Annotated in this window: 20 protein-coding genes; 8 read left to right on the top strand and 12 right to left on the bottom strand. The window is 69.0% G+C overall.

The genetic code is table 11. The features are described from left to right. Positions 1-10 precede the first annotated feature (10 nt). Positions 11-598, bottom strand: coding sequence for a peroxiredoxin (locus JW364_RS16145; RefSeq protein WP_058250204.1), 588 nt, complete (start codon positions 596-598; stop codon positions 11-13). 125 nt (positions 599-723) lie between these two features. Here JW364_RS16145 and JW364_RS16140 point away from each other — a divergent pair, with 125 nt between their 5' ends. Then, entirely contained in the window at positions 724-1656 is a 933-nt protein-coding gene (locus JW364_RS16140; RefSeq protein WP_175404260.1) for a hydrogen peroxide-inducible genes activator, read from the top strand. Here the strand turns inward: JW364_RS16140 and JW364_RS16135 are convergent. Next, entirely contained in the window at positions 1653-3776 is a 2124-nt protein-coding gene (locus tag JW364_RS16135) for an RNA helicase (RefSeq protein ID WP_189340021.1), read from the bottom strand. The genes JW364_RS16140 and JW364_RS16135 overlap by 4 nt on opposite strands. Before the next feature lie 17 nt (positions 3777-3793). Further along, positions 3794-4768 carry a proteasome assembly chaperone family protein gene (locus JW364_RS16130; protein WP_205333976.1) on the bottom strand — a complete coding sequence of 325 codons (975 nt, stop codon included), beginning with the start codon at positions 4766-4768 and terminating at the stop codon, positions 3794-3796. Between the two features lie 203 nt (positions 4769-4971). Between JW364_RS16130 and JW364_RS16125 the strand changes: the two genes are divergently transcribed. Both JW364_RS16125 and JW364_RS16120 read left to right on the top strand, forming a co-directional pair. Continuing rightward, on the top strand, positions 4972-5679 hold the full coding sequence (locus JW364_RS16125; protein ID WP_374100842.1) for a hypothetical protein: 708 nt from the start codon (positions 4972-4974) through the stop codon (positions 5677-5679). 91 nt (positions 5680-5770) lie between these two features. Further along, complete coding sequence (locus JW364_RS16120) at positions 5771-6895, top strand: DUF4192 domain-containing protein (RefSeq protein WP_159370680.1); 1125 nt, start codon at positions 5771-5773, stop codon at positions 6893-6895. Positions 6896-6931: 36 nt separating this feature from the next. Here JW364_RS16120 and JW364_RS16115 read toward each other — a convergent pair whose 3' ends face one another. Further along, complete coding sequence (locus JW364_RS16115) at positions 6932-7627, bottom strand: metal-dependent transcriptional regulator (RefSeq protein WP_065628906.1); 696 nt, start codon at positions 7625-7627, stop codon at positions 6932-6934. A gap of 185 nt (positions 7628-7812) precedes the next feature. On the opposite strand from JW364_RS16115, the gene JW364_RS16110 reads away from it, so the two are divergent. Both JW364_RS16110 and JW364_RS16105 read left to right on the top strand, forming a co-directional pair. Then, positions 7813-9057 carry an acetoin utilization protein AcuC gene (locus JW364_RS16110; protein ID WP_205333977.1) on the top strand — a complete coding sequence of 415 codons (1245 nt, stop codon included), beginning with the start codon at positions 7813-7815 and terminating at the stop codon, positions 9055-9057. Between the two features lie 46 nt (positions 9058-9103). Further along, on the top strand, positions 9104-11893 hold the full coding sequence (locus JW364_RS16105; RefSeq protein ID WP_240199188.1) for a bifunctional GNAT family N-acetyltransferase/acetate--CoA ligase family protein: 2790 nt from the start codon (positions 9104-9106) through the stop codon (positions 11891-11893). Between the two features lie 44 nt (positions 11894-11937). Here JW364_RS16105 and JW364_RS16100 read toward each other — a convergent pair whose 3' ends face one another. Then, a complete protein-coding gene (locus tag JW364_RS16100; RefSeq protein ID WP_175401036.1) occupies positions 11938-12876 on the bottom strand; it encodes a sigma-70 family RNA polymerase sigma factor in 939 nt (312 codons plus the stop codon). Positions 12877-13178: 302 nt separating this feature from the next. Then, entirely contained in the window at positions 13179-13637 is a 459-nt protein-coding gene (locus JW364_RS16095) for a DUF3099 domain-containing protein (RefSeq protein ID WP_065628902.1), read from the bottom strand. A 212-nt stretch (positions 13638-13849) separates the two neighbouring features. Here JW364_RS16095 and JW364_RS16090 point away from each other — a divergent pair, with 212 nt between their 5' ends. After that, a complete protein-coding gene (locus JW364_RS16090; RefSeq protein WP_058250213.1) occupies positions 13850-14122 on the top strand; it encodes a DUF3039 domain-containing protein in 273 nt (90 codons plus the stop codon). A 31-nt stretch (positions 14123-14153) separates the two neighbouring features. Here JW364_RS16090 and JW364_RS16085 read toward each other — a convergent pair whose 3' ends face one another. Further along, positions 14154-15392 carry a YihY/virulence factor BrkB family protein gene (locus JW364_RS16085; RefSeq protein ID WP_065628901.1) on the bottom strand — a complete coding sequence of 413 codons (1239 nt, stop codon included), beginning with the start codon at positions 15390-15392 and terminating at the stop codon, positions 14154-14156. A gap of 283 nt (positions 15393-15675) precedes the next feature. Between JW364_RS16085 and JW364_RS16080 the strand changes: the two genes are divergently transcribed. Beyond that, positions 15676-17418 carry a DEAD/DEAH box helicase gene (locus JW364_RS16080; RefSeq protein ID WP_065628900.1) on the top strand — a complete coding sequence of 581 codons (1743 nt, stop codon included), beginning with the start codon at positions 15676-15678 and terminating at the stop codon, positions 17416-17418. A gap of 149 nt (positions 17419-17567) precedes the next feature. On the opposite strand, the gene JW364_RS16075 is transcribed toward JW364_RS16080, so the two are convergent. The 4 genes from JW364_RS16075 to ppgK form a co-directional block, all read right to left on the bottom strand. Next, positions 17568-17774 (bottom strand): hypothetical protein, encoded by a 207-nt coding sequence (locus JW364_RS16075; protein ID WP_004018852.1) that lies wholly within the window; start codon positions 17772-17774, stop codon positions 17568-17570. 256 nt (positions 17775-18030) lie between these two features. Further along, on the bottom strand, positions 18031-19080 hold the full coding sequence (locus JW364_RS16070; protein WP_205333978.1) for a sulfite exporter TauE/SafE family protein: 1050 nt from the start codon (positions 19078-19080) through the stop codon (positions 18031-18033). Positions 19081-19473: 393 nt separating this feature from the next. Next, entirely contained in the window at positions 19474-21036 is a 1563-nt protein-coding gene (locus tag JW364_RS16065) for an RNA polymerase sigma factor (protein WP_083207184.1), read from the bottom strand. Between the two features lie 56 nt (positions 21037-21092). Next, positions 21093-21911, bottom strand: coding sequence for a polyphosphate--glucose phosphotransferase (gene ppgK, locus JW364_RS16060; RefSeq protein WP_065628897.1), 819 nt, complete (start codon positions 21909-21911; stop codon positions 21093-21095). A gap of 170 nt (positions 21912-22081) precedes the next feature. On the opposite strand from ppgK, the gene JW364_RS16055 reads away from it, so the two are divergent. Further along, the gene (locus tag JW364_RS16055; RefSeq protein WP_065628896.1) at positions 22082-23035 is read left to right on the top strand and encodes an inositol monophosphatase family protein; all 954 of its coding nucleotides are present in this window, start codon (positions 22082-22084) and stop codon (positions 23033-23035) included. 52 nt (positions 23036-23087) lie between these two features. Here JW364_RS16055 and cei read toward each other — a convergent pair whose 3' ends face one another. Then, positions 23088-23780 (bottom strand): envelope integrity protein Cei, encoded by a 693-nt coding sequence (gene cei / locus JW364_RS16050; protein ID WP_065628895.1) that lies wholly within the window; start codon positions 23778-23780, stop codon positions 23088-23090. Positions 23781-24145 lie beyond the last annotated feature (365 nt).

The following is a 24145-nucleotide window of genomic DNA, read 5'->3' as shown; positions in this document are numbered from 1 at the left end:
TGTTCTCCTCTCAGACGCCGGCCGTCATGAGCTCGCCGGCGTCGATCGTCGGGTCACCCTTCTTCCAGTTGCAGGCGCACAGTTCGTCGGACTGCAGAGCGTCGAGGACGCGCAGGACCTCGTCGACATTGCGGCCCACGGAGCCCGCGGTGACCGACACAAACTGGATCTCGTTGTTCGGGTCGATGATGAAGGTGGCGCGGTCGGCGACGCCGTCGGCATTGAGAACGCCTGCGGCGGTGGCGAGTTCGCGCTTGAGGTCGCTCAGCATCGGGAACGGGAGGGTCTTGAGGTCCTCGTGCTGTGCGCGCCACTGGAAGTGGACGAACTCGTTGTCCACCGAGGCGCCGAGCACCTGGGTGTCGCGGTCGGCGAACTCGTCGTTCAGCTTGCCGAACGCGGCGATCTCGGTCGGGCACACGAAGGTGAAGTCCTTCGGCCAGAAGAACACGACGCGCCACTGACCGGGGTGATCGTCGGACGACACGGTGGTGAAGTAGTCGTCGGGCTGCTGGGCATTGACCTTGCTGAGATCGCCACCGATGACGGCGGTGAGGTTGTAGGCAGGGAACTGGTCACCGATGGTGAGCAGGGCCATGTATCGCTCCTTCAGCTGGTGAATGTACGGAATCTGCGCGCGAATGAGTTTCGCGACGTACGAGTACCATCGTGCCGGATTCCGGTCGAAAACGAAACGTGATGACTAGCACTATACTGATAAGCATGTCCGATAGAACTTATCAGCCGACCGTGGCCGGGTTGCGTGCCTTCGTCGCACTCGCGCATAGACGCCACTTCGGCACTGCGGCAGCCGATCTCGGTGTCAGTCAGCCATCGCTGTCGCAGGCGTTGTCGGCGTTGGAGTCCGGTCTCGGTGTGACCCTCGTCGAACGCACCACGCGGCGTGTCCTGTTGACCGCCGAGGGTGACGAACTCCTCCCGCGAGCGATCGCGGTGACCGAGGCCATGGACGAGTTCACCTCGGCGGCCGCCGGAACGGGCCGACCGCTCAGCGGGCCGCTGCGGCTGGGGGTCATCCCGACGGTGGCGCCCTACGTCCTGCCGACGCTGCTGCGCGGACTCGGGCAACGGCTCCCGGACCTCGTACCCCGGGTGGTGGAGGAACAGACCGCCCGCCTCATCGAACAACTGCGCACCGGCACGCTCGACGTCGCGCTGCTCGCTCTCCCCGTCGACATGCCCGGCATCGTCGAAGTTCCCATCTATCGTGAGGATTTCGTTCTCGCACTCCCGTCCGGTCACGCGCTGGCCGGACGCCGCCGCGTCGATCCCACCGCGCTCGCCGACCTGCCGCTCCTCCTCCTCGACGAGGGGCACTGTCTGCGCGATCAGGCGCTCGAGGTGTGCCGGCTCGCGGGCGTGCGGCCCGATCTGGGTCAGACCCGGGCCGCCTCGCTGACCACCGCGGTGCACTGCGTCGTCGGCGGACTCGGCGTGACGCTCATCCCGCAGACGGCGGTGGCCTCCGAGACGGCGTCGGGTGATCTGGCCACCGCGACCTTCGCGGCCCCGCGGCCGGGGCGGCGGATCGGCCTGGTCTTCCGGGCGTCCGCGCGCCACGACGAGGCCTACCGCGAACTGGGCTCTCTCATCGGCGATCTCGTCGGCGCGACCGGTGCCGTGACCGCGCTCTAGACCGTGCCGCCGGCCATCTCGGCCGCGGCCGCCTGTGCGGCGAGAGCCTCCCACTCGTCGACGAGACTCGAGTCGACCTCGCGGACCATGGTGCCCAGCTCCTCGACGATCCGCTCGATCTCGGGGGTCACGACGCTCGTCGGAACGCCCTGCCGGAGAACGCGATAGCAGTCCGACAGATAGCGCAGCAGCACGCCCTCGCTGCGCGCCAGCCCGTACGCGGAGATCAGCTCGGTGAAGGTCATGGCCTTCTCCAGCATCTCGCGGAGCACCGACTTCGGCGCCGGCGGGAACGACGACACCCACGGGTGCCCGCGACGATAGATGTCGAACGCGGCGTAGATCTCCTCGGCCAGCGGCTGCGGCCAGGTGATCTCCTCCAGGCGCGACATCCGCTCCTCGTACTCGATGCCGTCGGCCTTCATCTCCGCGATCGCGGCGTCGCGCGCGACCTTGCGCTGGGCCAGCAGCAGCGGTCGCGGGTTCTCCAGGGTCGATTCGAGGATGGAGACCACATCGAGTGCGTGAGTGGACGACTCGGGGTCGAGGATCTCGAACGTCGCCAGCGCGAAGGCGGACAGCGGGTTGGTCAACGCGAAGTTCTCCGGCATGTCCACGCTCAGGGCGATGTGCCGGCCGGTGTCGTCGGGTTCGGCGAGTTGCACGACGATGCCCGCGTCCCGGAGCCCCCGATAGAGCTCGATAGTGTGCTTGATGGTGCGCAGCTGGCGGTCGCGCGGTTCGTGATTGTCCTCGAGAAGGTGGCGGACCGCGGCGAAACAGTCGCCCGGTCGGCCGAGTACCTCGAGGAGCATGGCCGTCGTCATCTGGAAGTGGCTGCGCAGGGGCTCGTCGGGCGCATCGACGAGCTGGAGGAAGGTCTTCTCCCCCCACGAGACGAAACCCTCGGGAGGCTTCTTGCGCACCAGCTTTCGGAGCTTCTTGGGATCGTCGCCGGCCTTGGCCACCGCACGGGCGTTCTCCACGTCGTGGTCGGGAGCCTGCGCGACGACGTAGCCGATCGTGTCGAAACCGGCGCGCCCGGCCCGGCCGGCGATCTGATGGAACTCGCGTGCCCGCAGGCGACGGACCCGCCGTCCGTCGTATTTGCTCAGGGCCGCGAACAGGACCGTGCGGATCGGCACGTTGATGCCGACGCCGAGGGTGTCGGTGCCGGCGATCACCTTCAGCAGCCCTTGCTGCGCAAGACGTTCGACCAGACGGCGGTAACGGGGGAGCATCCCGGCGTGGTGGACGCCGATACCGGCGCGCAGCAGTTTGGACAGCGTGTTGCCGAAGCCGGTGGAGAACCGGAAGTCGCCGATCGCCTCGGCGATCGCCGCCTTCTCCGCCTTGTCGCAGATCCGGACGCTGAGCAGCGCCTGCGCGCGCTCCACCGCGGCGGCCTGGGTGAAGTGCACCACGTAGATGGGCGCCCGTCCCCGGTCGACGAGCTCCTCGATCGTCTCGTGGATCGGGGTCATCGCGTAGGCATGGTCCAGGGGGACCGGACGCTCGGCGCCGGTGATCTCGACCGTCTCGCGTCCGGTGCGCCGGGTCAGGTCGTCGACGAAGAACGACACGTCGCCGAGCGTCGCCGACATCAGCAGGAACTGCGTCGACGGCAATTCGATGAGCGGGACCTGCCAGGCCCAACCGCGGTCGGGTTCGCCGTAGTAGTGGAACTCGTCGGCGACGAGGGTGCCGATGTCGCTCGCACCGCCGGCGGCGAGGGCGAGGTTGGCGACGATCTCGGCGGTCGCACACACGATGGGCGCGTCGGCGTTGACCGCGGCGTCGCCGGTCAGCAGTCCGACCTGGTCGGCGCCGAACATGGCGCACAGCTCGAAGAACTTCTCGCTGACGAGCGCCTTGATGGGTGCGGTGTAGAACGCACGCTCGCCGCGGCAGCGCGCGAAGTACAGCGCGCCCGCCGCGACGAGTGATTTGCCCGAGCCGGTCGGCGTCGCCAGGATCACGTGGCTGCCGGCGAGGAGCTCGAGAAGCGACTCCTCCTGATGCGGGTAGAGGTCGAGGCCGCGTCCCGTCCACCACTCGGTGTACCGCTCGAGTGCGGTGTCCTCGTCGTCGGTGGGGACCAGGACGTGCGGCGCGGGTATCGGTGCTGTGTCCGGGATCAGATCGGTGATCGCGGACCCTCGTCCCCGCCGGGGCCGGCCTCGCCGTCGCCGGTCTGCTCGGCCAGGAACCGTTCGAGTTCGGCGCCGAGTTCGTCACCGCTGGGCAGCGATTCCTCGGCGGCGAGCAGCGACGAGCGTTCCTGCGCGGCCTGGGTGAACGTGTCGTATTGGGTCTCCAGCGCCGCCACCACGGACTCGATCTCCGAGTTGCCCTCGACCTCGTTGTCCACCTGTGCGCGCACCTTCTCGGCGGCGCTGTCGAGAGCGGCAAGAGGGAGGTCGAGTCCGGCGAGCTCGGCGACCGCCGCCAGCAGGCGTGCGGACGCCGCCGGGTAGTTGGTCTGCGCGAGATAGTGCGGGACATGTACCGACAGGCCCGACGCACGGTAGTCGTGTTCGCCCATCCGCAACTCGAGGAGCATCGACGCGCTGGCGGGCAGCTTCATCGCCGATCCCCACCGGGGCAGGTCACCGAGGGCGTCGGGATCACTGCCGTGCGCCGTGATCGACGGCGGTCGGGTGTGTGGCACGGCCATTGGGATCGCGTTGAGGCCGATGACATCGGTGACGCCGAGTCCGTCGCTCAGGCGTCGGACCGCGTCGACGAACTGCTCCCACCGGAGGTCGGGTTCGGAACCGGCGAGCAGGAGAAAACCCTTGCCCGAGTTGTCGCGGATCGCGTGCAGCGCCAGCGTCGGCATCTCGACGTCGGTGAAGGTCTCGCCGCTGAACGAGATGGTCGGCCGGCGTGACCGGTAATCCATCAGCTCGTCGGAGGAGAAGGTCGCGACCAACTCGGACTCGAGGCTGTCGCGGAGGTGCGTCGCGGCCAGCGCGACCGCGTGCCCGGCGTCGGCGAAGCCCTCGAGCGCGTGGATCAGTACCGGACCCGTGCCGTCGGGCCGGGTCACCTGCGGAGCGGGAAAGGCGAGTTCATACAGCGCGTCGTTGCGCGCGGGCTGCTCGTCCACGTCGTCCCTCCTTCTGCTGGCAGCTGTCCCGGAAGAGACAGCTGAACGTCCATCTTCTCGCACCGCACCCGGCGATGGCCACTCGCCTCGGTGCAACCACCGCGACACACCGGTGATTCCCCCCGTTGGTGTTCCTGTTTTGTTGTTCCCCAGGGGTGTGTCCTCGACACCTGGCGAAGACGCCGGTGGCACAGTAGACCGTTGTGATCGAGCCGCATGCGCCCCGACTGCGCCTGTCCCTGCCCGGCCGCCTCGTTCCCGGCACGGTGGCCGGTCTCGTCGCCGCGGCGCTCGTGCTGTCCGCCTGCTCCGTCGGCGGTCAGCCGGAGCCGTCGAGTCCGGACCTGTCCGCGCGATCGGTCGAGGCCGCGGACTTCCCGGACGGCGCCGCGAGTCCCATCCCGACGTCGGCGGTCGCGAACGCCCTGGCCGACGTGACCGGGGCGCCGATGCCCGGACAGGCGGGCACCGAGGTGTCGCCGCCGGAGTGTGCACCCGCGTCCGTCCCCGCGGACGGAGCGGTCGCGTTCCTGGGTCCCGGCCCGGGGGAGCGGGCCACCCTCACCTCGGTCGTGGCCGGTGTCGAGACGCCGCTCGACGACGTGGTCGAGTTGGCCGAGCGCTGCCCCGAGACCACCACGACCACGTTCGGGGCGTCCTCGACGATCACCACCGAGGTGCTGCCCCCGCCGCCGGCGCCGGACGGGGTCGACACCGCGACGCTCCGCCGCACGATCGTGACCGGCGGCGGTGTCCCGTCCACCACGAGCGCTCTCACGCTGCTCGGCGAGCGGGACGGCGTCCGGGTGTACACCGAATACCGTTGGCCCGCAGCAGGTCCCGTACCTCCCGAAGCGTCCGCCGCGCTCGACACGCTGTTCGGAAAGGCGCTCGCGGCCGCGTTCGGCTGACCAGTACCGCCCTGTGGATGACCTCTCCTGGTTGTCCACAGCGTGTGTCGACCGCCGTTCGAGCGGCTCGGCCACGGGTGACGCTGTCGCCATGCAGATCCTCGAACCGCCACCGCATGGCCCCCACGACCCGACGACGCTGCTCACCTCGATCCCCGCTCGACTGGGGTTCGTCCCCGAGCGGTCGATCATCGCGATCGCCGTCGCCGGCGACCGCACGGTGAACGCGACCATGCGGCACGACCTCGCCCTCGCGCCCGACGGCAGCCCCACGCGCGAACTGGTCGTCGTCCTCGCCGGACTTGGTGAGATCACGTCCACCTACGGCATCGAGGAGATCCTGGTCGTGATCGCCGATGACCGCTACCCGGCGGACGACCGTCGTTATCGGCGGATCCTCGCAATGAGCGACCGGTACTTCGGCGATGTCGGTGGTGTGGCCGCCGGGTTCGTGGTGCCGGGCTTCGATGCCGGCGTGCACTGGTCGACCATCTGGTGTCCGGAGGACCGAGCCTGGTCGGTCGACGTGTCCGCGGGGTCGGCCGGACAACTCGACGATCCGCACACGAGTCCGACCGCGGTCGCGGAGGCGGTGCGTTCGGGACGGCGGATTCTCGCCCGGCGCTCGGAGATGCGGACGATGCTCGAACCGCTCGACGGCGAATGCGGTCCGGGACGTCCGCTGCCGGACTGTCGGGCATGCCGGGGCATCGACCTGGATCAGAGCGATCTCGACTTGTTCGATCCCGACGAGGAGGACGTCGAGGCCTCGACGCGCGCACTCGACCTGGTCATCAGCGCGATGATCGAAACGGAACAACCACTGGATTGTGGCGAATTGGACCGACTGGAACAGGCGATCCTGCGCCCCGACGTCCGCGACGCCGCGCTCGCCCTGTCGGTCACCGAACTCCGGGGAGCCGCCGAACACCTCTGGCGAGAACTCACCCGGCGGCTGACCGGACGCGGACGGTCCACCGCCGCAACACTTCTCGCGCATCTGCACTACATCGGCGGGGATGGCGCCTACACCGGTGTCGCCCTCGACGTCGCGCTTGCGGGCACGGACACCGACCACCTGGCCACGCTGCTCGACACCGCCCTGCGGGCCGGTGTCCGCCCGGCCAGGCTGTGGGGCACCATCGAGAAGTCCTACGACGCCGCGAAACGCCTCGGCGTCGTCATCCCGGCGGCGACACTGCGTACCGCCGGGTGACCACTGCAGACCTTGCTGTGTCAGACCTTTGCTGTGTCAGACCTTTTCGACGACCTTCTCGACGAACAGCGAGTGCGCCATGTCGGACGAAAGTTCGAGGCCGTCGTGACCGGGTGTGTCGATCGTGATCGTGCCGGCCGTGTTCGACACCGTCACACGGGCGTTGGGAACCACGCCCGCCTCGCGCAGCGCGCCGATCAGTTCGGTGTCGGACTGGGCGTGTTCGGACAGGCGACGCACGATGACCGGCACCGTCTCACCCGGCGGGAGGTCGGCGAGGCGGGTGGCGCCGTCGTCGGAGCTCGGCACCTCCACGCCCAGCAACTCCAGTCCCGGGATGGGGTTTCCGTAGGGCGAGGTCGTCGGGTATTCGAGGACCGCGAGCAGGCGGCGTTCGACGTTCTCACTCATCACGTGCTCCCAGCGGCAGGCCTCCTCGTGGACCTGATCCCAGGGCATTCCGATGACGTCGACCAGAAGGCGTTCGGCGAGGCGATGCTTGCGCATCACCGCGACGGCGAGCGTGCGTCCGCGGTCGGTCAGTTCGAGGTGTCGGTCCCCGGCGACCCGGAGGAGGCCGTCGCGCTCCATGCGGGCAACGGTCTGCGACACGGTGGGACCGGACTGGTCCAGACGCTCGGCGATCCGCGCCCGCAGCGGCACGATGCCCTCTTCTTCGAGATCGTAGATCGTTCGCAAGTACATCTCGGTGGTGTCAACCAGGTCGTTCACTGTGCGCAATCCCTTTCGTCCCCGCCAAGATTACCCTCTTCGGGAGTGGTGACCGCGATCTCACCGCGACCGGGGAGTCCCGGGGCGGCGGTACGTGGCGCGCACTCGTGTCCGACGCGACATCCGTGGCCGCTGCGCGATGTGTACCACTAGCCTGAGGTCGTGATCAACACTACGAGCGCCCGATGACGACGGCCGTCATCTGGAGCGAGGACTTCCTGTCCTACCGATGGGCCCACACGCACCCGATGAACCCGGTCCGACTCGCCCTCACGATGACCCTCGCGCAGAGCCTCGGAGTCCTCGACGACGTCGAGACGATCCCGCCGCAGGCCATCGACGACGACGCCCTGACCGTCGTCCACAGCCGCGACTACATCGACGCGGTCCGTGCGGTCGGTTCGGGGACGGCGTCGCTGTCGGGGCCGTTGCTCGAGCGGTTGTTCGGCCTCGGCGACGCCGACAACCCGGTCTTCACCGGGATGCACGAGGCCGCGCGCCTGCTCGTCGGCGGCACGCTGGCCGCGGCGCAGACGGTCGTCTCCGGGGCGGCGACGAGAGCGGTCAACATCGGCGGCGGCATGCATCATGCGATGCGCTCGCGCGCCGCCGGATTCTGCATCTACAACGACTGCGCCATCGCGATCAGATATCTGCTCGACCACGGTTTCGACCGCATCGCCTACATCGACGTCGACGCCCACCACGGCGACGGCGTCCAGGTCGAGTTCTCCGCCGACCCGCGGGTGATGACGGTCTCGCTGCACCAGCACCCGGCGACCCTGTGGCCCGGCACCGGATGGCCGACCGAGGTCGGGGACGGCGACGCGGCGGGCAGCGCGGTCAACCTGGCCCTCATGCCCAACACCGAGGACCGGTTGTGGCTGCGCGCCTTCCACGCCGTGGTGCCGTCGCTGATCGCCGAGTTCCGGCCGCAGATCATCGTCAGCCAGTGCGGTGCCGACAGCCACCGCGCCGATCCGCTGACCGACCTCTCGCTGACCGTCGACGGACAGCGGGCGGCGATGATCGCCATGCGCGACCTCGCCGACAAGTACTGCGAGGGCCGCTGGATCGCGGTCGGCGGCGGTGGCTACGGCGTCGTCAACGTGGTGCCGCGCAGCTGGACGCATCTGCTGGGCGTCGCCCTCGGTCGCGAGGTCGATGTATCGTCGGTCATCGACGAATCCTGGTGTGCCACAGCCGAACAGATCTCCGAGCAGGTGCACTCCGACTATGCCGCCCCGCCCGTTCGGGTCATGGGCGACGGGGGCATCGTCGACTACCAGCCGTGGGCCGGCGACGCCGGCCAGGAACCACCCGACGGTGTCGCGGCCAACGCCCAACGCCAGACCGACCGCGCGATCCTCGCCACCCGACGCGCGGTCTACCCGCTTCACGGTCTCGACCCGGAGGACCCCCGTGACTGACGACACCTCGACCGCCGACGCCACCGCGCCCGCAGGCACTCCCGCCATGGCCGATCAGCCGGAACCGCGTAGCCCGTGGGATTATCCGCGGCACTGGATCGCAGATGTGCTGGCCTCCGATGGCGGCGTCGTGCACCTGCGACCGATCGTGCCCGACGACGCCGACCGCATCGTGGCCTTCCACTCCAAGCTCTCCGAGCGCACCCGGTACATGCGGTACTTCGGTCCGACTCCGACCCTGCCGCCGCGCGAGGTGGCCCGGATGACGACCGTCGACCACCAGCAGCGTGTCGCGATCGTCGCCGAACTCGGGGGCGAGATCATCGCGGTCGGCATCTACGAGGGTCTCGGCTTCGACGGCAAACCCGAATCGGCCGAGGTGGCGTTCGTCGTCGCCGATGAACACCAGGGCCGCGGCCTCGGACCCATCCTGCTCGAACACCTGGCCGGTGCGGCGGCGGAGAACGGTTTCACCCGTTTCGAGGCCGAGGTCCTCAGCGAGAACCCGAACATGGTCGCGGTGTTCCGCGACGCGGGGTATCAACTCGCACGGAGCTTCGACGGCTCGACCGTGCACGTTGAGTTCCTCATCGACCCCACCGAGGCGCTGCTGTCGGTGCGCAACGCCCGTGAACGCGCGTCGGAGGCCCGCAGCGTCGCCAATCTGCTGCGACCCGCCTCGGTCGCGGTGATCGGGGCCTCGACCGACCCGAACAAGGTCGGAAACGCCCTGTTGGCCAACATCATCGCCGGGGGATTCACCGGGCCGGTGTTCCCGGTCAACGGCCCCGCCCGGGTCGAGGAGGAGCCCGAGCCGGGACGGCCCGGTGTCGGCCGCGAACCGACGCCGGCGCGTCGTCGCACCCGGGAACGACCGCCGTCGGTGCGGGGGATCCGGGCCTACGAGACCGTCCGCGACATCCCCGACCCCGTCGACCTCGCGGTGGTCGCGGTGCCGGCCGCGCGCGTCGACGACGTGCTCGACGACTGCCTGGTCAAGGGTGTGCGCACGCTCGTCGTGGTGTCGTCGGGCTTCGGCGAGTCCGGCGAGGAGGAGGGCCTCGAGAACGAGCGCCGCCTGGTCGCCCAGGTCCGCGAGCACGGGATGCGACTGGTCGGGCCGAACGCGCTGGGCGTTGCGAACAACGACCCGGCGGTCGCGCTCAACGCGACCCTGGCGCCGCGCATCCCGGCCGCCGGCCGGGTCGGGTTCTTCTGTCAGTCGGGCGCCCTGGGCATCGCGATCCTCGACACCGCGGCCCGTCGCCAGATCGGCCTGTCGACGTTCGCCTCGGCCGGCAACCGCGCGGACGTGTCCGGCAACGACCTCCTGCAGTACTGGGACACCGACGCCACCACCGACGTCATCCTGCTCTACCTGGAGAGCTTCGGTAACCCGCGCAAGTTCTCCCGGATCTCGCGGCGGGTCTCACGCTCGAAGCCGATCATCGCGGTAAAATCCGGCCGGGGTGCGATGACGCCGGTCCGGGCGGCGCGCTCGGCGGCCACCCTCGACGACCAGATCGCCCGCATGATGCTCGAACAGGCCGGCGTCATCCAGGTGGACACGATCCCCGAGTTGTTCGACTGCGCGGCCGTGTTCGCCTATCAGCCGCTGCCGCGCGGCCCGCGCGTCCGCATCATCGGCAATTCGTCGGTGCTGGGCAGCCTGGCGGCGGACACCGCGCGCAACGGCGGCCTCGAGGTCGTCGACACCGTCGATCTCGGTGCCGGCGCCTCGGAGGAGGAGTTCGAGTCGACGGTCTCGGCGGCCATGGCCGACCCGGGCGTGGACGGGATCATCGTCGTGTTCGTGCCGCCGGTCGCGGTCGGCGCCGACTGGCACGCCCGGGCGCTCATGGCGGCGGCCAACACCCCCGACGCCGACGCCGACAAGCCGATCGTCACGACCTTCCTAGCCGTCGACGGCATCCCGCCGGGGTTGACTCGGCCCGGCCCGAACGGCATGCCGACCAAGGGGTCGATTCCGTCGTACGGCTCGCCCGAGCGCGCGGCCGCCTCACTGGCGAGGGCGTGGCAGTACGCCCGGTGGCGCCTGCGGCCGGAATCGGTGGTCCACCGTCCCGACGGCACCGATCCCGAGGCCGCGCGGATGTTCGTGCGCGAGGCGATGGTCGGCGACGGTGCGACCGGTCGTCCCGCCGAGCGGTTGCTGGGGCATGTGGAGTCGGCGAAGCTGTTGCGCTGGTACGGGATCGACGTGGTCCCGTTCCGCGAGGTGACCACGATGCACGAGGCATCCGCGGCGGCCCGTGAACTCGGGCTGCCGGTGGCGGTGAAGGCGACGTCGGACAAGTGGCGCGGTCGTCTCGACCGCGAGGGCGCGCGCCTGGACCTACCCGACGCGACGACGGTGGTGACGGCGTTCGCCGAACTGACCGAACTCACCGGCGACCGCGTGCTGCACGTGCAGAAGATGGCGCCGAAGGGCGTCGGTACGGTCATCCGGGTGCGCGACGATCCGTCGTTCGGTTCGGTGATGTCGTTCGGTCTGTCCGGGCGGACCTTTGACCTGCTGGGCGACCACGGTTACCGCGCCGTCCCGCTGTCCGAACTCGATGCACGGGAACTGATCGAGGAGCCGCGTTCGGCACCGCTGCTGTCGGGCTACCGCGGGGAGGAGCCCGCCGACAAGGAGGCGCTCGCCGATCTGCTGCTGCGCATCTCGACGCTCACCGACGACATCCCGGAGGTCCGCGAGGTGGTCTGCGATCCGATCCTGGCCTCGGTCGACGGCGCGGCCGTTCTCAATGCCCGGATACGCGTGGGCCCGGTGCCCGACAGGCGGGACACCGGACCCAGGCGACTCGGGTGACCGAGTGGACTCAGTGAAGGAGGCGGCGGAGCGTGCGGGGACGCTCAGCTGGCGTAGGCGCGCAGGCGCTCGGCACGGTCGCCGTGGCGGAGCTTGCCCATGACCTCGCGCTCGATCTGGCGCACGCGCTCGCGCGACAGCCCGAACATGCGGCCGATCTGATCCAGGGTGCGCGGCTGGCCGTCGTCGAGGCCGTAGCGCATCCGGATGACCTGCTGCTCACGCTCGTCCAGCGTCGCCAGGACGGCGCGGATGTCGGAGTGCAACAGGCCGGCGATGACGGCGTTCTCGGCGGAGGTGGCCTCGGCGTCCTCGATGAAATCGCCCAGGGGAGCTTCCTCGTCGCTGCCCACCGGCATGTCGAGGCTCACCGGATCGCGGCTGTGGTCGAGCAGGTCGGCGATCTTCTCCGCGGGGATGCCCGATTCGTTGGCCAGCTCGTCGTCGGTCGCTTCGCGGCCGAGCTGCTGGTGCAGCTCGCGCTTGATGCGGGCCAGTTTGTTGACCTGCTCCACGAGATGGACGGGGAGCCGGATCGTGCGGCTCTGGTCCGCCATTCCGCGGGTGATCGCCTGACGAATCCACCAGGTGGCGTAGGTCGAGAACTTGAAGCCCTTGGCGTAGTCGAACTTCTCCATCGCCCGGATCAGACCGAGGTTGCCCTCCTGGATCAGGTCGAGGAGAGGCATGCCGCGGCCGGTGTAGCGCTTGGCCAGCGACACGACCAGGCGGAGGTTCGCCTCGAGCAGGTGGGCCCGGGCGGCCTCGCCTTCACGGACGATGACCGCGAGGTCACGCTTCTTGGCCGCGGACAGCCGCTTCTTGGTGGCCAGAACGTGTTTGGCGTAGAGCCCGGCCTCGATCTGCTTGGCGAGTTCGACCTCCTGCTCCGCGTTGAGAAGGGCGGTGCGACCGATTCCGTTCAGATAGACACGGACCAGATCCGCCGCTGGAGACTGGGCGTCGAGATCCTGTTCGGTCATCGCCGGCCGGGTACCCGGAGGGGTGACTTCGGCGAAACCTTTGGTCGGGGTCGAACGTGCAACTGTCGAGCGTGACATGCGGCCTCCTGACTTGAGTGCGTTCACTGGGTCCAACGCCCTTGTGTGGGCGATAGTTCCCGAGAGTGGTTCGGAGCAAACCTCGCCGAGGCTTGGTGACCTGCGCATTCTTTTTCGCGACTCGACAACCGGCTGAGAAGTTGCTGAGATGTCGCGCGCGGGGGAACCCGAGGGAACGCGGGAACGCACGGGGCCGCGGTGCCGACCCGTCTGGTCCGGAGGTGTCAGGCGCGGGGGTCGTCGGGATCGACGACCTGCCCGTCGATGGTGCGCGACAGCTGGTGGTCGGTGCCGGTATCGGTCAGTGCCGGGGGTCCGACGACGTGATGGTCGGCGCCGTACTTGTACTGGGGGACCTCGCCGCGCTTGCGCGGCGGACGGTCGTTGGCGATCAGGACCGCCGCCCATGGCAGCGGGATGGAGATCGCGACGATGGCCAGCGCCAGTAGTCCGGACCCGGTGATGCCGTAGGCGATACCGGCGATGACGAGCGCCGGCACGCGGAAAGCCATGAGGAACAGATACTTACGCACACGCGCTCGGTGCTGGGCCTCGAGCGAGTCCGGTGCGTCGGTGATCAGGTACGCCTCGGCGCCCGGACGTTTCGACGCGGGATGTCCGTGCTCGTCGACGTGCGGCGACGTGCTGTTGCGGCCGTGCTGTCCGCGAGCGGACTCACCCATGGATTCCCATTGTTCGAACACCCTCTCCACTGTCCTCCTTTTGGCGGTCTATTGCACCCACCGCCGGGAGCGTAGTGAGCGGGGCGAATCGGGTCCCGCCGCCGGGAGCGTAGCGAGCGGGGCGAATCGGGTCCCGCCGCCGGGAGCGTAGCGAGCGGGGCGAATGAGCACTCGGGTGTTCCGTCGGCCCGGTTGTGACGCACAATGGACGAATGGGAACCGAAACCATCGAACGCCCGGACCTCGACGAATGGTCCGACACCAAGACCGACGAGCGTCCCGATGCCGACGCGACCGACCGGGGTGACGACGACCGCCCCAAGTTCTTCCACTACGTGAAGAAGAACAAGATCGCCGAGAGTGCGGTCATGGGTAATCATGTCGTCGCCCTCTGCGGCGAGACCTTCCCGGTCACGCGGTCGGCCAAGCCCGGGTCGCCGGTCTGCCCGAAGTGCAAGAAGATCTACAACAAGATGCGCAAGTGACGCGAGGCGGCTGATCGGCGGGCGTCGCCGGTCAGCCGCGGTCGCGGTGCCGCGCCTGCCGGCGGATCGGGCCGGAGGACAGCCGGTCGGGCAGGGTCCGGAGTTGGCCGGTGAAGTCGGAGGTCTGGGAGTTCACCCAGTGCCGGACCTGCGTGGTGGTCGACGCCTTCGCGGGCCAGAATTGTTGCACGGCCGCGTTGAACTCGGCGCCGATCACGATGCCGAAGCCCAGCGAAAACGTGAAGAGCAGGAACGCGATCGGTGTGGCCAGCGCCCCGTAGGAGACCCCGGCCTCGGTGATCTTGGTCAGATAAATGCGCAGCACGTAGCTCGCGACCCAGAAGAACACGCCGGCCACGATCGCCCCGCCGATGAGCCGATGCCACGGCAGGGGATTGGGCAGCGCGAGGTGGTAGAGCGTCGTCAGGACGAACAGCAGGAGGACGGCGACGAACGGGAAGTAGCCGTAGTCGATGAGGGTGGTGACGAACGATCCCCACGACTCCGGCACGATCGCGCGCAGGTAGTTCGGTCCGAGCGCGACGAGGGGCAGCAGGAACACCGCGACGCTCAGGAAGCCGACGTAGAGGAACAGCGCGAAGAACCGCTGCCACACCGGGTGTCGGACCTCGTGCTGGTCGTGTGCGTGCGCGATCGAGGCGATGAAGCACGAGACGGCCGACGATCCCGCCCACAATGAGATGACGAACCCGACCGACATGAGGCCGATCCGGCCGCGCCCGAGCACGCTGTCGACCGTCGGGGTGATCAGGTCGTCGACGACCGTGGGGGTGAAGGTCCGGCCGGCGAGGTCGATGATGCGGGCGTAGACGACGTCGACGGTGTCGGGGCCGAACCAGCCGGCGACGTAACCGACCGAGCCGAGCAGACCCAGCAGCAGCGGCGGCAGCGACAGCGCCTGCCAGAACGCGGCCTGTGCGGCCCAGCCGATGATCCCGTCGTCCCAGGACTTGACGATCGTGCGCCAGACCACGCGATGAATGTTCGGCAGGACCGGCAGGCCCGGTCCGGACGCCGCCTCGGTTCGTTCCGGATCGTCGTTCCCGGTCTTCTCCGACCCAGCGTCCGGTTCGGTCGACCCCTTCGCGCCGCGGAGGACTTCGACGTCCCCGGAGGCCGGGGCGGACCGCAGCGGCGCGCGCAGGGGTTCGGTCGCGGCCCCGACATCGGCGAGTGGGTCGCCGATCGGCGCGGTGACCGCAGTCGACACGGGACCCGGCGGGACGGCGGGCGGGCTCGCGGCAACCACCGACGACGGGTCGTCGGCCAGTGGGACCGGATTCCTCTTGCGCGTTGTGATGTGTTCAATATCCCCGATCGGGAGGCCGATTGGGTACCCGGGTCACCAGGCGAGTCGTTCGGATCGCCCACGGGCGCCCGTCGCGGCGGACGCCGCGGCCCGGTGTCGGGATGCGGGAGCTGTCGCGCTTCGGCGGTACCATTGGCGGGTCCCCTCGGGCGCGGGCCCCGCACGCGAGGGGTCGTTTCATGTCCGGCCGGAAACCCGCACGCGTGGAGGAGCAGCCCAGAAGGTGACGTCAGCCGAACCCTCCGGATCCACCGCCGGCCCGAAACTCCAGCTCCGCGCTTGGCAGCGTCGTGCGCTGACCAAGTACCTGACGCAGAAGCCGAAGGACTTCCTCGCCGTGGCGACGCCGGGCGCCGGCAAGACGACGTTCGGCCTGCGTATCGCCCGCGAACTCCTCGATGACCGCACCGTCGACAAGATCACCGTGGTCGCCCCGACCGAACACCTGAAGCACCAGTGGGCCGAGGCCGCCGCGCGGGTCGGGATCGCGCTCGACTCGCGGTTCACCAACGCCGCCGGACAGACCAGCTCGGACTTCCACGGCGTCGTCGTCACCTATGCACAGGTGGCCGCCCATCCGGCCCGGCACCGGGTGCGCACCGAGAACTACCGCACCCTGGTAATCCTCGACGAGATCCACCACGGTGGCGATGCCAAGTCGTGGGGCGAGGCGATCCGGGAGGCCTTCGACGACGCCGAGCGCCGGCTCCTGCTGACCGGTACACCCTTCCGCTCCGACGACTCGCCGATCCCGTTCGTCACCTACGAACCGGAGGCCGGCGGGCATCAGCGCTCCAAGGCCGACCACACCTACGGCTACGCCGACGCACTGAAGGACGGCGTCGTCCGTCCGGTCGTGTTCCTCGCCTACTCCGGTGAGGCCAGCTGGCGCGACAGCGCGGGCGAGGAGTACACCGCCCGGCTGGGCGAACCGCTCTCCGCGGAGCACACCACCCGCGCCTGGCGTACCGCGCTGGACGCCCACGGCGACTGGATTCCGGCGGTCCTCACCGCCGCACACACGAGGCTGGGACAGCTCCGTGCGACCGGCACACCGGATGCGGGCGGGCTGGTCATCGCCACCGATCAGACCGCGGCCCGCGACTACGCCGAACTGCTCACCGCCATCACCGGCAAGCCGCCGACGCTGGTGCTCTCCGACGACCCGAAGTCGTCGTCGAGGATCGGCCAGTTCGCCGCGTCCACGGACGAGTGGATGGTGGCGGTCCGCATGGTGTCCGAGGGTGTCGACGTCCCCCGCCTGGCCGTGGGTGTGTACGCCACCAGCTCGTCGACGCCGCTGTTCTTCGCCCAGGCCATCGGACGATTCGTGCGATCGCGTCGTCCGGGTGAGACCGCGAGCGTCTTCCTGCCGTCGGTCCCGGTGCTGCTCGACCTCGCCAGCCAGATGGAGGTCGAGCGCGATCACGTGCTCGGCAAGCCGCACCGCGAGAGCGACGGCCTCGACGACCAATTGCTGATCGACGCCAACAAGCAGGAGGACGAGCCGGGGGAGGACGAGCCGAAGTTCCAGTCGCTGCATGCCGACGCCGAACTCGATCAGGTCATCTTCGACGGCACCTCGTTCGGCACGGCCACGTTCGCCGGTAGCGACGAGGAGTCGGACTATCTGGGGTTGCCCGGGCTGCTCGATGCCGACCAGGTGCGTGCCCTCCTGCGCAAACGCCAGGAGGAACAGGTCACGGCGCGAACGGTCGCGTCGTCCTCGGAGTCGTCGGCTGCCGAGCCGCCCACTCCCGGCCGGCCGGCGGGAACCACCGGCGAGAATTTGCACGCCCTGCGCAAGGAACTGAATACGCTCGTCGCGATGCATCATCACCGCACGGGCAAACCACACGGCATGGTGCACAACGAGTTGCGGACTCGGCTGGGCGGGCCCCCGACCGCCATGGCGACCGCCGATCAGCTGAAGGAACGGATCGCCGCACTGCGCGAGTGGCGCTGATAGACACTGCGCGAGTGGCGCTGATAGACACTGCGCGAGTGGCGCTGGTCGGGCGGCCCGGAACAGGCCCGGACACGACAGAGCCCGGCCGGTTGCTCCGGCCGGGCTCTGTGCGCGTAGGGAAAGCCCGCGTTCGATCGTCGGAGGTGTCAGACCAGCTCGCCGGCGGATTCGACGACGGTGGCGCTCAACTCGACAAGGCGGGCCTCGTGCTCGTTGAAGTGGTGGCGGCAGAAGAGAAGTTCGCCGCCCTTGGGCAGGACGGCCCGTACCTTGGCTGCGGCGCCGCAGCGATCGCAGCGATCGGCGGCAGTGAGCGGCAGGTAGATCGGGGCTGTGGTGGCGATGTCAGTCATGGTTCGTTCCTCCGTCCCGGTCCGGCGCCGGGTGTCCGGTCGCCTTCCCTTCGAGCCGACACATCCGGGCGATGCGTCAACCTCACTCTGTCAGACGCTCGGGGCGTTCGTATTGTTCCGACGGTGCTCTCGGTGTGTCGTCACTCACCGTTTACACCAGGCAACAACTCGACAACGATCGCCCGAACGCAATGCGACCCGGCCATGGGGCCGGGTCGCACCACTCTACGCGTTGTGCGCGGGACGAGTCGTTCGGTCAGCTCGTCCGCGTGGGGGTGTGTGTTCCGCTCGCACCCGCATCGGGTTCGGGTGCGGAGTCGGCGGCCGGGATGTCCGACGTCGACGTTCCCTCGGAGCCGGGGCGTTCCGCGCCCTCGGCGCCCACGAGCGCCTCTTCCTGCTCCTCGCGCAAATGGGTGACCGCGTCGGAGGACTCGTTCTCCCGGTCGCGCAGGTACTCGCGGAGCGAGTAGGCGAACGCCGCGGCCCAGGCGATGGCGATCACGATGTAGAAGACGTTGCGCACCGAGCCGGGGGCGTCGATGAAGTCGCTCTTCAGCAGGCTGCGGGTGTTCGTGAGGACGATCAGGCCGCCGACCGAGGCGCCCAGCAGGCGCGGCGGGATGTGACGCACGAGCCACGCCGCGATCGGTGCGGCGATCACGCCGCCGACGAGGATGGCGGCGACCCATGCGAAGTTGATTCCCTGCGAACCGAGACTGAACAGGAAGCCGAGGCTCGCGGCGACGGCGATGATGAACTCGCTTGTGTCGATCGAACCGATGACCTTGCGGGGCTCGAGACGGCCGCTGGCCAGGATGGCCGGGGTGCCGACCGGACCCCAACCGCCGCCACCGGTGGCGTCGACGAATCCGGCGACGAATCCGAGCGGGCTGAGGAATCGCTTGCGCAGCGGCTTGCCGAGGTTGTGGCGGGGGATGCCCTGGAAGGTGAACCGCACCAGGATGTAGAGCCCGAGCAGCAGCAGGATCACGGCCATGACCGGCGCGGCGGTCTCGGTGGAGAGACTCGACAGGATCGTGGCGCCGAGGAAGGCGCCGATGGCTCCCGGGATCGCGATACGGCGCACGACGCGCCAGTCGACGTTCCCGAACTTCCAGTGCGAGACGCCGGAGACCAGCGTGGTGCCGATCTCGGCCAGGTGCACGGTGGCCGAGGCGGCAGCCGGGTTGGTGCCGATGGCGAGGAGGAGGGTCGTGGTGGTGACGCCATAAGCCATGCCGAGACTGCCGTCGACGAGCTGAGCAGCGAAGCCGACGAGGCCGATCAGGACAATCGTTCTCATAGTGGGTCTTTCCGGGAAGTCACGCCGTCAGGGACGTGACGAGGCTGGGGCAGGCACTCGGTGCCCGCGACGAAGTGGAACGCGGAGGAGGGGATCGCAGGTGGCGTTCTCGCCCTCGGGTGGGGTCTGTCGCGTCACAGACACAGCATCGATGCTGTGCGCAGCAGGTCGACGGTGGCACGGCGCACCAGCATGGCGCCGCGTCTGCTCCCGGTCACTGCGTAAGTCACCGCGCCATCCTATGTAGTGCGTCCCCGAAAGCCCGAGAATCCGGTCGTGTCCAAATCGGAGCGCGCAGAACTATTGACAGATCGATGTCGATGTGGATGACACAACGACATCGCCCCCGGAACCGTGAGGTTCCGGGGGCGATGAGGCTGTTGTCGTCACCGACTAGTCGAGATAGTCACGCAGGACCTGGGAGCGCGACGGGTGGCGCAGCTTCGACATCGTCTTCGACTCGATCTGACGGATGCGCTCGCGGGTCACGCCGTAGACCTGCCCGATCTCGTCGAGGGTGCGGGGCTGGCCGTCGGTCAGTCCGAAGCGGAGGCGGACCACGCCGGCCTCACGTTCGGACAAGGTCTCGAGCACTGACTGCAGTTGATCCTGCAACAGCGTGAAGCTGACCGCGTCGACCGCGACGACGGCTTCGGAGTCCTCGATGAAGTCGCCGAGCTGGCTGTCGCCCTCATCGCCGATGGTCTGGTCCAGCGAGATGGGTTCCCGGGCGTACTGCTGGATCTCCAGCACCTTCTCCGGGGTGATGTCCATCTCCTTGGCGAGTTCTTCCGGCGTCGGCTCGCGGCCGAGGTCCTGGAGGAGTTCACGCTGGATGCGACCGAGCTTGTTGATGACCTCGACCATGTGCACCGGGATACGGATGGTGCGGGCCTGGTCGGCCATGGCGCGGGTGATCGCCTGACGGATCCACCAGGTGGCATATGTCGAGAACTTGTAGCCCTTGGTGTAGTCGAACTTCTCGACCGCGCGGATCAGACCGAGGTTGCCCTCCTGGATGAGATCCAGGAACGCCATACCGCGGCCCGTGTAGCGCTTGGCCAGCGACACGACGAGGCGCAGGTTCGCCTCGAGCAGGTGGTTCTTGGCGCGGTTGCCGTCGCGGGAGATCCAGTTCAGGTCACGCTTCTGGGCGGTGCTGAGCTTCTCGCCGGCATCCATGATGCGCCGAAGACGTTCGGTGGCGAACAGCCCGGCCTCGATGCGCTTGGCCAGTTCGACCTCTTCCTCGGCGTTGAGGAGGGCGACCTTGCCGATCTGCTTCAGGTACGCGCGGACACTGTCGGCGGAGGCGGTGAGCTCGGCGTCCTTGCGGGCCTGACGCAGCGCCTCGGACTCCTCTTCGTCCCAGACGAAGTCGCCGGACTTCGCGGCGGCGGCCTCGTCCTTGGACGCGGCCTTCGCGGCGGCCGGGGTTGCGCCGCCGGCGGCGGGCGCGGTCGCCTCCTCGGACTCGTCGTCGTCCTCCGACTCGTCCTCGGAGTCGTCGTCGACCTCCAGGTCGTCGTCGATCTCGACGTCCTCGAGTTCGGCGTCGGGACCGTCGATGTCGTCGATCGAGTCCGGGTCGTCGGGCTCGGCGTTCGGATCGTCGCCGGAACCCTCCGCGGACGCGGCCTTCTTGGCGGCCTTCTTCGGTGCCGCCTTCTTGGTGGCCTTCTTCGCCGGGGCCTTCTTGGCGGGGGCCTTGCGGGCAGCGGTCTTCTTCGCAGCCTTCTTGGCGGTTCGCTTCGCCGGGGCGTCGGTCGCGGCTGGGGTCGACTCCGTCGACTCGGCCTCTGCATCACCCTGGTGGGTCGTGATGGCTGCCACGTACAACCTTTCGAACTGTCTTCTGTGGTGTCTTCTGTCGTCTGTCACCAGACGCGACACGGCAGCATGAGCCGCCGTGGACGAGGTCTTGGTTTCTCGGTTGGAATGACCGGTGACGACCATTGTAACGACATCGCCGTCCCCGGTGTGTCAAAGCCCTGGTCACGCCCTGCGCGGCGTCACGTCTTCAGTCCCTGGGACACTGCCATGGCCGCACCGACGATGCCGGCGGTGTTCAACAGCGTCGCCGGTACCACGGGCGTCTTGTTGGTCAGCAGCGGAATCCACTTGTCGGACTTGCGGCTGATACCGCCGCCGGCGATGAAGAGATTCGGCCAGAACAGCGCCTCGTAGGTCTCGAGGACCTCGGAGACCTTCTCGGTCCACTTCTCGTACGACCAGCCCTTCTCCTCGCGGACACGCGAAGACGCCTGGTGCTCGGCTTCCTTCTTGCCGACCTGTAGGTGACCGAGCTCGGTGTTGGGCACGAGGGTGCCGTTGATCAGGATCGCCGACCCGATACCGGTTCCGAACGTCAGCAGCATCACGACCCCCGCGACGCCCTTGCCCGCGCCGTACGCGTCCTCGGCCATACCCGCGGCATCGGCGTCGTTGAGGACCGACACCTGCCTACCGCCGAGGTATCCGCTGAAGAGGTCGTAGACGTCGGTGCCGATCCAGGCCTTGTCGATGTTCGCCGCCGTGCGCATGATCCCGTCGGTCACGACCCCGGGGAGGGTGACACCCACCGGGCCGGTCCAGTCGAAATGCGCGACCACCTCGGCGACGCCCCGGGCCACGGCCTCGGGTGTCGCGGGCTGCGGGGTGAGCACCTTGAACCGTTCGCCGACGAGTTCACCGGTGTCGAGATCGACGATGCCGCCCTTGATCCCGGAACCGCCGACGTCGACCCCGAAACCGAGGTTCGTCGGAGGTGTTGGATCATCGGGGCCGGCGACATCGGAGTCGGACGATCCGGGGACGGACGTGTCGGTCATGGCGGGGCTCCCTGTCCGGGTCGGTGTCTGAGGGTGGGGGCAATCCGAGACCAGCCTATTCACGCGACCGGCGCAACGCCCGTCATCGCAACGCATGTCGACACGATTCGACCACCCGGGAGGAGAGATCGGTCACCGCGATCGGTGGTGCGCTCCGGCCATGTGCTCACATGGAGGGCGTGGATCAGACAATTCCGGTGGACGAGCTCGCCGCGGTCGCCGGCGCCGTGGCCCGGGAGGCCGCCGCGCACGTACGTCGCCGCCGGCCCGAATTGTTCGGTGCGACACCGGGACACGGCGAGCCGCCGCAGCCCGCCGCGGTGGATTCCACCGTCCGGCCCGTCTCGACGAAGTCGACGGTGCAGCCCGTGTCGACGAAGTCGACAGTGCAGCCTGTGTCGACGAAGTCGACGGAAACCGATCCGGTCACCCTCGCCGACACCGAGACCGAACGCCTGATCCGCTCGCTGCTGCGTGAGGCGCGCCCCGACGACGAGGTGCTGGGCGAGGAGGACGGCGGGAGCCGGGCGGTGCCTACCGGTGTCCGATGGGTGGTCGATCCGATCGACGGGACCGTCAACTTCATGTACGGCGTGCCGGCCTATGCGGTGTCCATCGCGGCCCAGGTCGACGGACAGTCGGTCGCCGGGGTCGTCGTCGACGTCGCCCGCGACGTCACGTACGGCGCGACCCTCGGCGGGGGAGCGTGGGCGGCGGACTCCGCCGGGGTACGCCGGCCGCTCCGCTGCAATCCGGTCGACAGGGCCGAACTCGCGCTCGTCGCAACGGGCTTCGGGTACGACGCGGCGCGCCGCCGGCAGCAGGGACGCATCGTCGCCGAACTGCTCCCACGTGTCCGCGACGTCCGACGCATCGGCGCCGCGGCCCTCGACCTCTGCATGGTCGCGGCCGGCGCGGTCGACGCCCACTACGAACACGGTCTGAGCCCGTGGGACTGGGCCGCCGGCGGACTGATCGCCGCCGAGGCCGGCGCCGTCGTCCAGACTCCGCCACCGGATTCGCGGGCCGACGAGGGACACATCACCGTCGCTGTCGCGCCCGGGGTGGCCGACGAATTCCTCGCGCTGCTCGACGAATTCGACGCTCGCAGCCCGCTCACCTGACGGCCTCCCGCTTCTCGCCAGAGGTCGCCGGCCGCCGCACTGCGTGCGGAGCTCAGCAGGGGGCGGAGTGCACGGCCTCGACGAGGACCGGGTCGACACCACTCGCCGGATTCTTCGGATCCGCCGACCGCAGCGCCTCGAGGGCAGCCTGCGCGTCCTGCGACATCTCGCCACCCGAGTGGTGGACCCCGAGTGCGACGTCGACGGCCGTGCCGCGCCGGCCGTCGTCGACCAACTGGGCGCACGGGAACGCCAGCCATGTGGCCGCCGCCGCCGCGCGACCGGCCGGCCCGAACCGGATCTGTGCGACACAGTTGAGATCCCGGTTGGGATAGACCGGGTCATCGGCGTACGGCGTGTCCGGCACCGGGCTGAACCCCTGCGCGGTCAGGTCGTCGGACACCGTGCGGGCCGCGCCTCGTTCGTCGGAGGCGTTGAGGACGCGGACGCCGAAGGTCGACAGCGGGGCCGGAGCGACTCCGAGCATCTCGTCCCGTCCGACGACGGTGAGGGTCGGCGGGGCCGGCGGAGGTGGCGCGCCCGCTTCCACCGACGTCGGCGGAGTCGGTTGATTGCACGCTGTCGGAACGGATTCGGACTCGCCGCCGCCCAGCGCAACCGCCCACACCACCACGCCGACGACCATCAGGACGACGACCGTGACGATCGCCGGTGCGTAGCGCCGCCGACGGTAGGGTCGGCCCTGCTCGTCGGTCGGATAGCCGACCGTAATCTTCGACACCACCGTGGACTGACTCCTCACTGGGCGTTGCGTGATCTCGGATCACTGTAGAGGGTGACCCCGCAGTCCCCCGCGAGCCTCGCCGGGAGCGGTACGACTGGGGTGTACCGGGGCATGGATCGGGCGCCGAACCGAAACTTACCGACGAGTTGGGTCCCGGGTATTGACCTTCGATAGTGTGTCGACTATACTTCGGGCGCCCGCGCTTCCAGACCCGGGGTGCGCCCGATATGAAACCGTGATCGAAATCACGCAATACGTCTGATCCTCTGGTACGAATCTCGCCCGAGACGACGTTGCAGTGACCCCATCGGTAAGACAATCCCGGCGGAGTCGTGCGCAATAACACCGGGTGGCGACGCCAGCGC

The organism is Gordonia sp. BP-119 (assembly GCF_016924115.1).
GTDB classification, from domain to species: domain Bacteria; phylum Actinomycetota; class Actinomycetes; order Mycobacteriales; family Mycobacteriaceae; genus Gordonia; species Gordonia hongkongensis.
Note: the sequence above shows the minus strand (reverse complement) of the source record. Positions and strands in the feature narration are given on the sequence as shown.

Bases quoted from the DNA above. Each gene is read 5' to 3' on its own strand.
- JW364_RS16145 (WP_058250204.1), bottom strand. From the start codon at position 598: ATGGCCCTGCTCACCATCGGTGACCAGTTCCCTGCCTACAACCTCACC.
- JW364_RS16140 (WP_175404260.1), top strand. From the start codon at position 724: ATGTCCGATAGAACTTATCAGCCGACCGTGGCCGGGTTGCGTGCCTTC.
- JW364_RS16120 (WP_159370680.1), top strand. From the start codon at position 5,771: ATGCAGATCCTCGAACCGCCACCGCATGGCCCCCACGACCCGACGACG.
- JW364_RS16110 (WP_205333977.1), top strand. From the start codon at position 7,813: ATGACGACGGCCGTCATCTGGAGCGAGGACTTCCTGTCCTACCGATGG.
- JW364_RS16105 (WP_240199188.1), top strand. From the start codon at position 9,104: ATGGCCGATCAGCCGGAACCGCGTAGCCCGTGGGATTATCCGCGGCAC.
- JW364_RS16100 (WP_175401036.1), bottom strand. From the start codon at position 12,876: ATGACCGAACAGGATCTCGACGCCCAGTCTCCAGCGGCGGATCTGGTC.
- JW364_RS16095 (WP_065628902.1), bottom strand. From the start codon at position 13,637: ATGGGTGAGTCCGCTCGCGGACAGCACGGCCGCAACAGCACGTCGCCG.
- JW364_RS16090 (WP_058250213.1), top strand. From the start codon at position 13,850: ATGGGAACCGAAACCATCGAACGCCCGGACCTCGACGAATGGTCCGAC.
- JW364_RS16075 (WP_004018852.1), bottom strand. From the start codon at position 17,774: ATGACTGACATCGCCACCACAGCCCCGATCTACCTGCCGCTCACTGCC.
- JW364_RS16070 (WP_205333978.1), bottom strand. From the start codon at position 19,080: ATGAGAACGATTGTCCTGATCGGCCTCGTCGGCTTCGCTGCTCAGCTC.
- JW364_RS16065 (WP_083207184.1), bottom strand. From the start codon at position 21,036: ATGGTCGTCACCGGTCATTCCAACCGAGAAACCAAGACCTCGTCCACG.
- ppgK (WP_065628897.1), bottom strand. From the start codon at position 21,911: ATGACCGACACGTCCGTCCCCGGATCGTCCGACTCCGATGTCGCCGGC.
- JW364_RS16055 (WP_065628896.1), top strand. From the start codon at position 22,082: ATGGAGGGCGTGGATCAGACAATTCCGGTGGACGAGCTCGCCGCGGTC.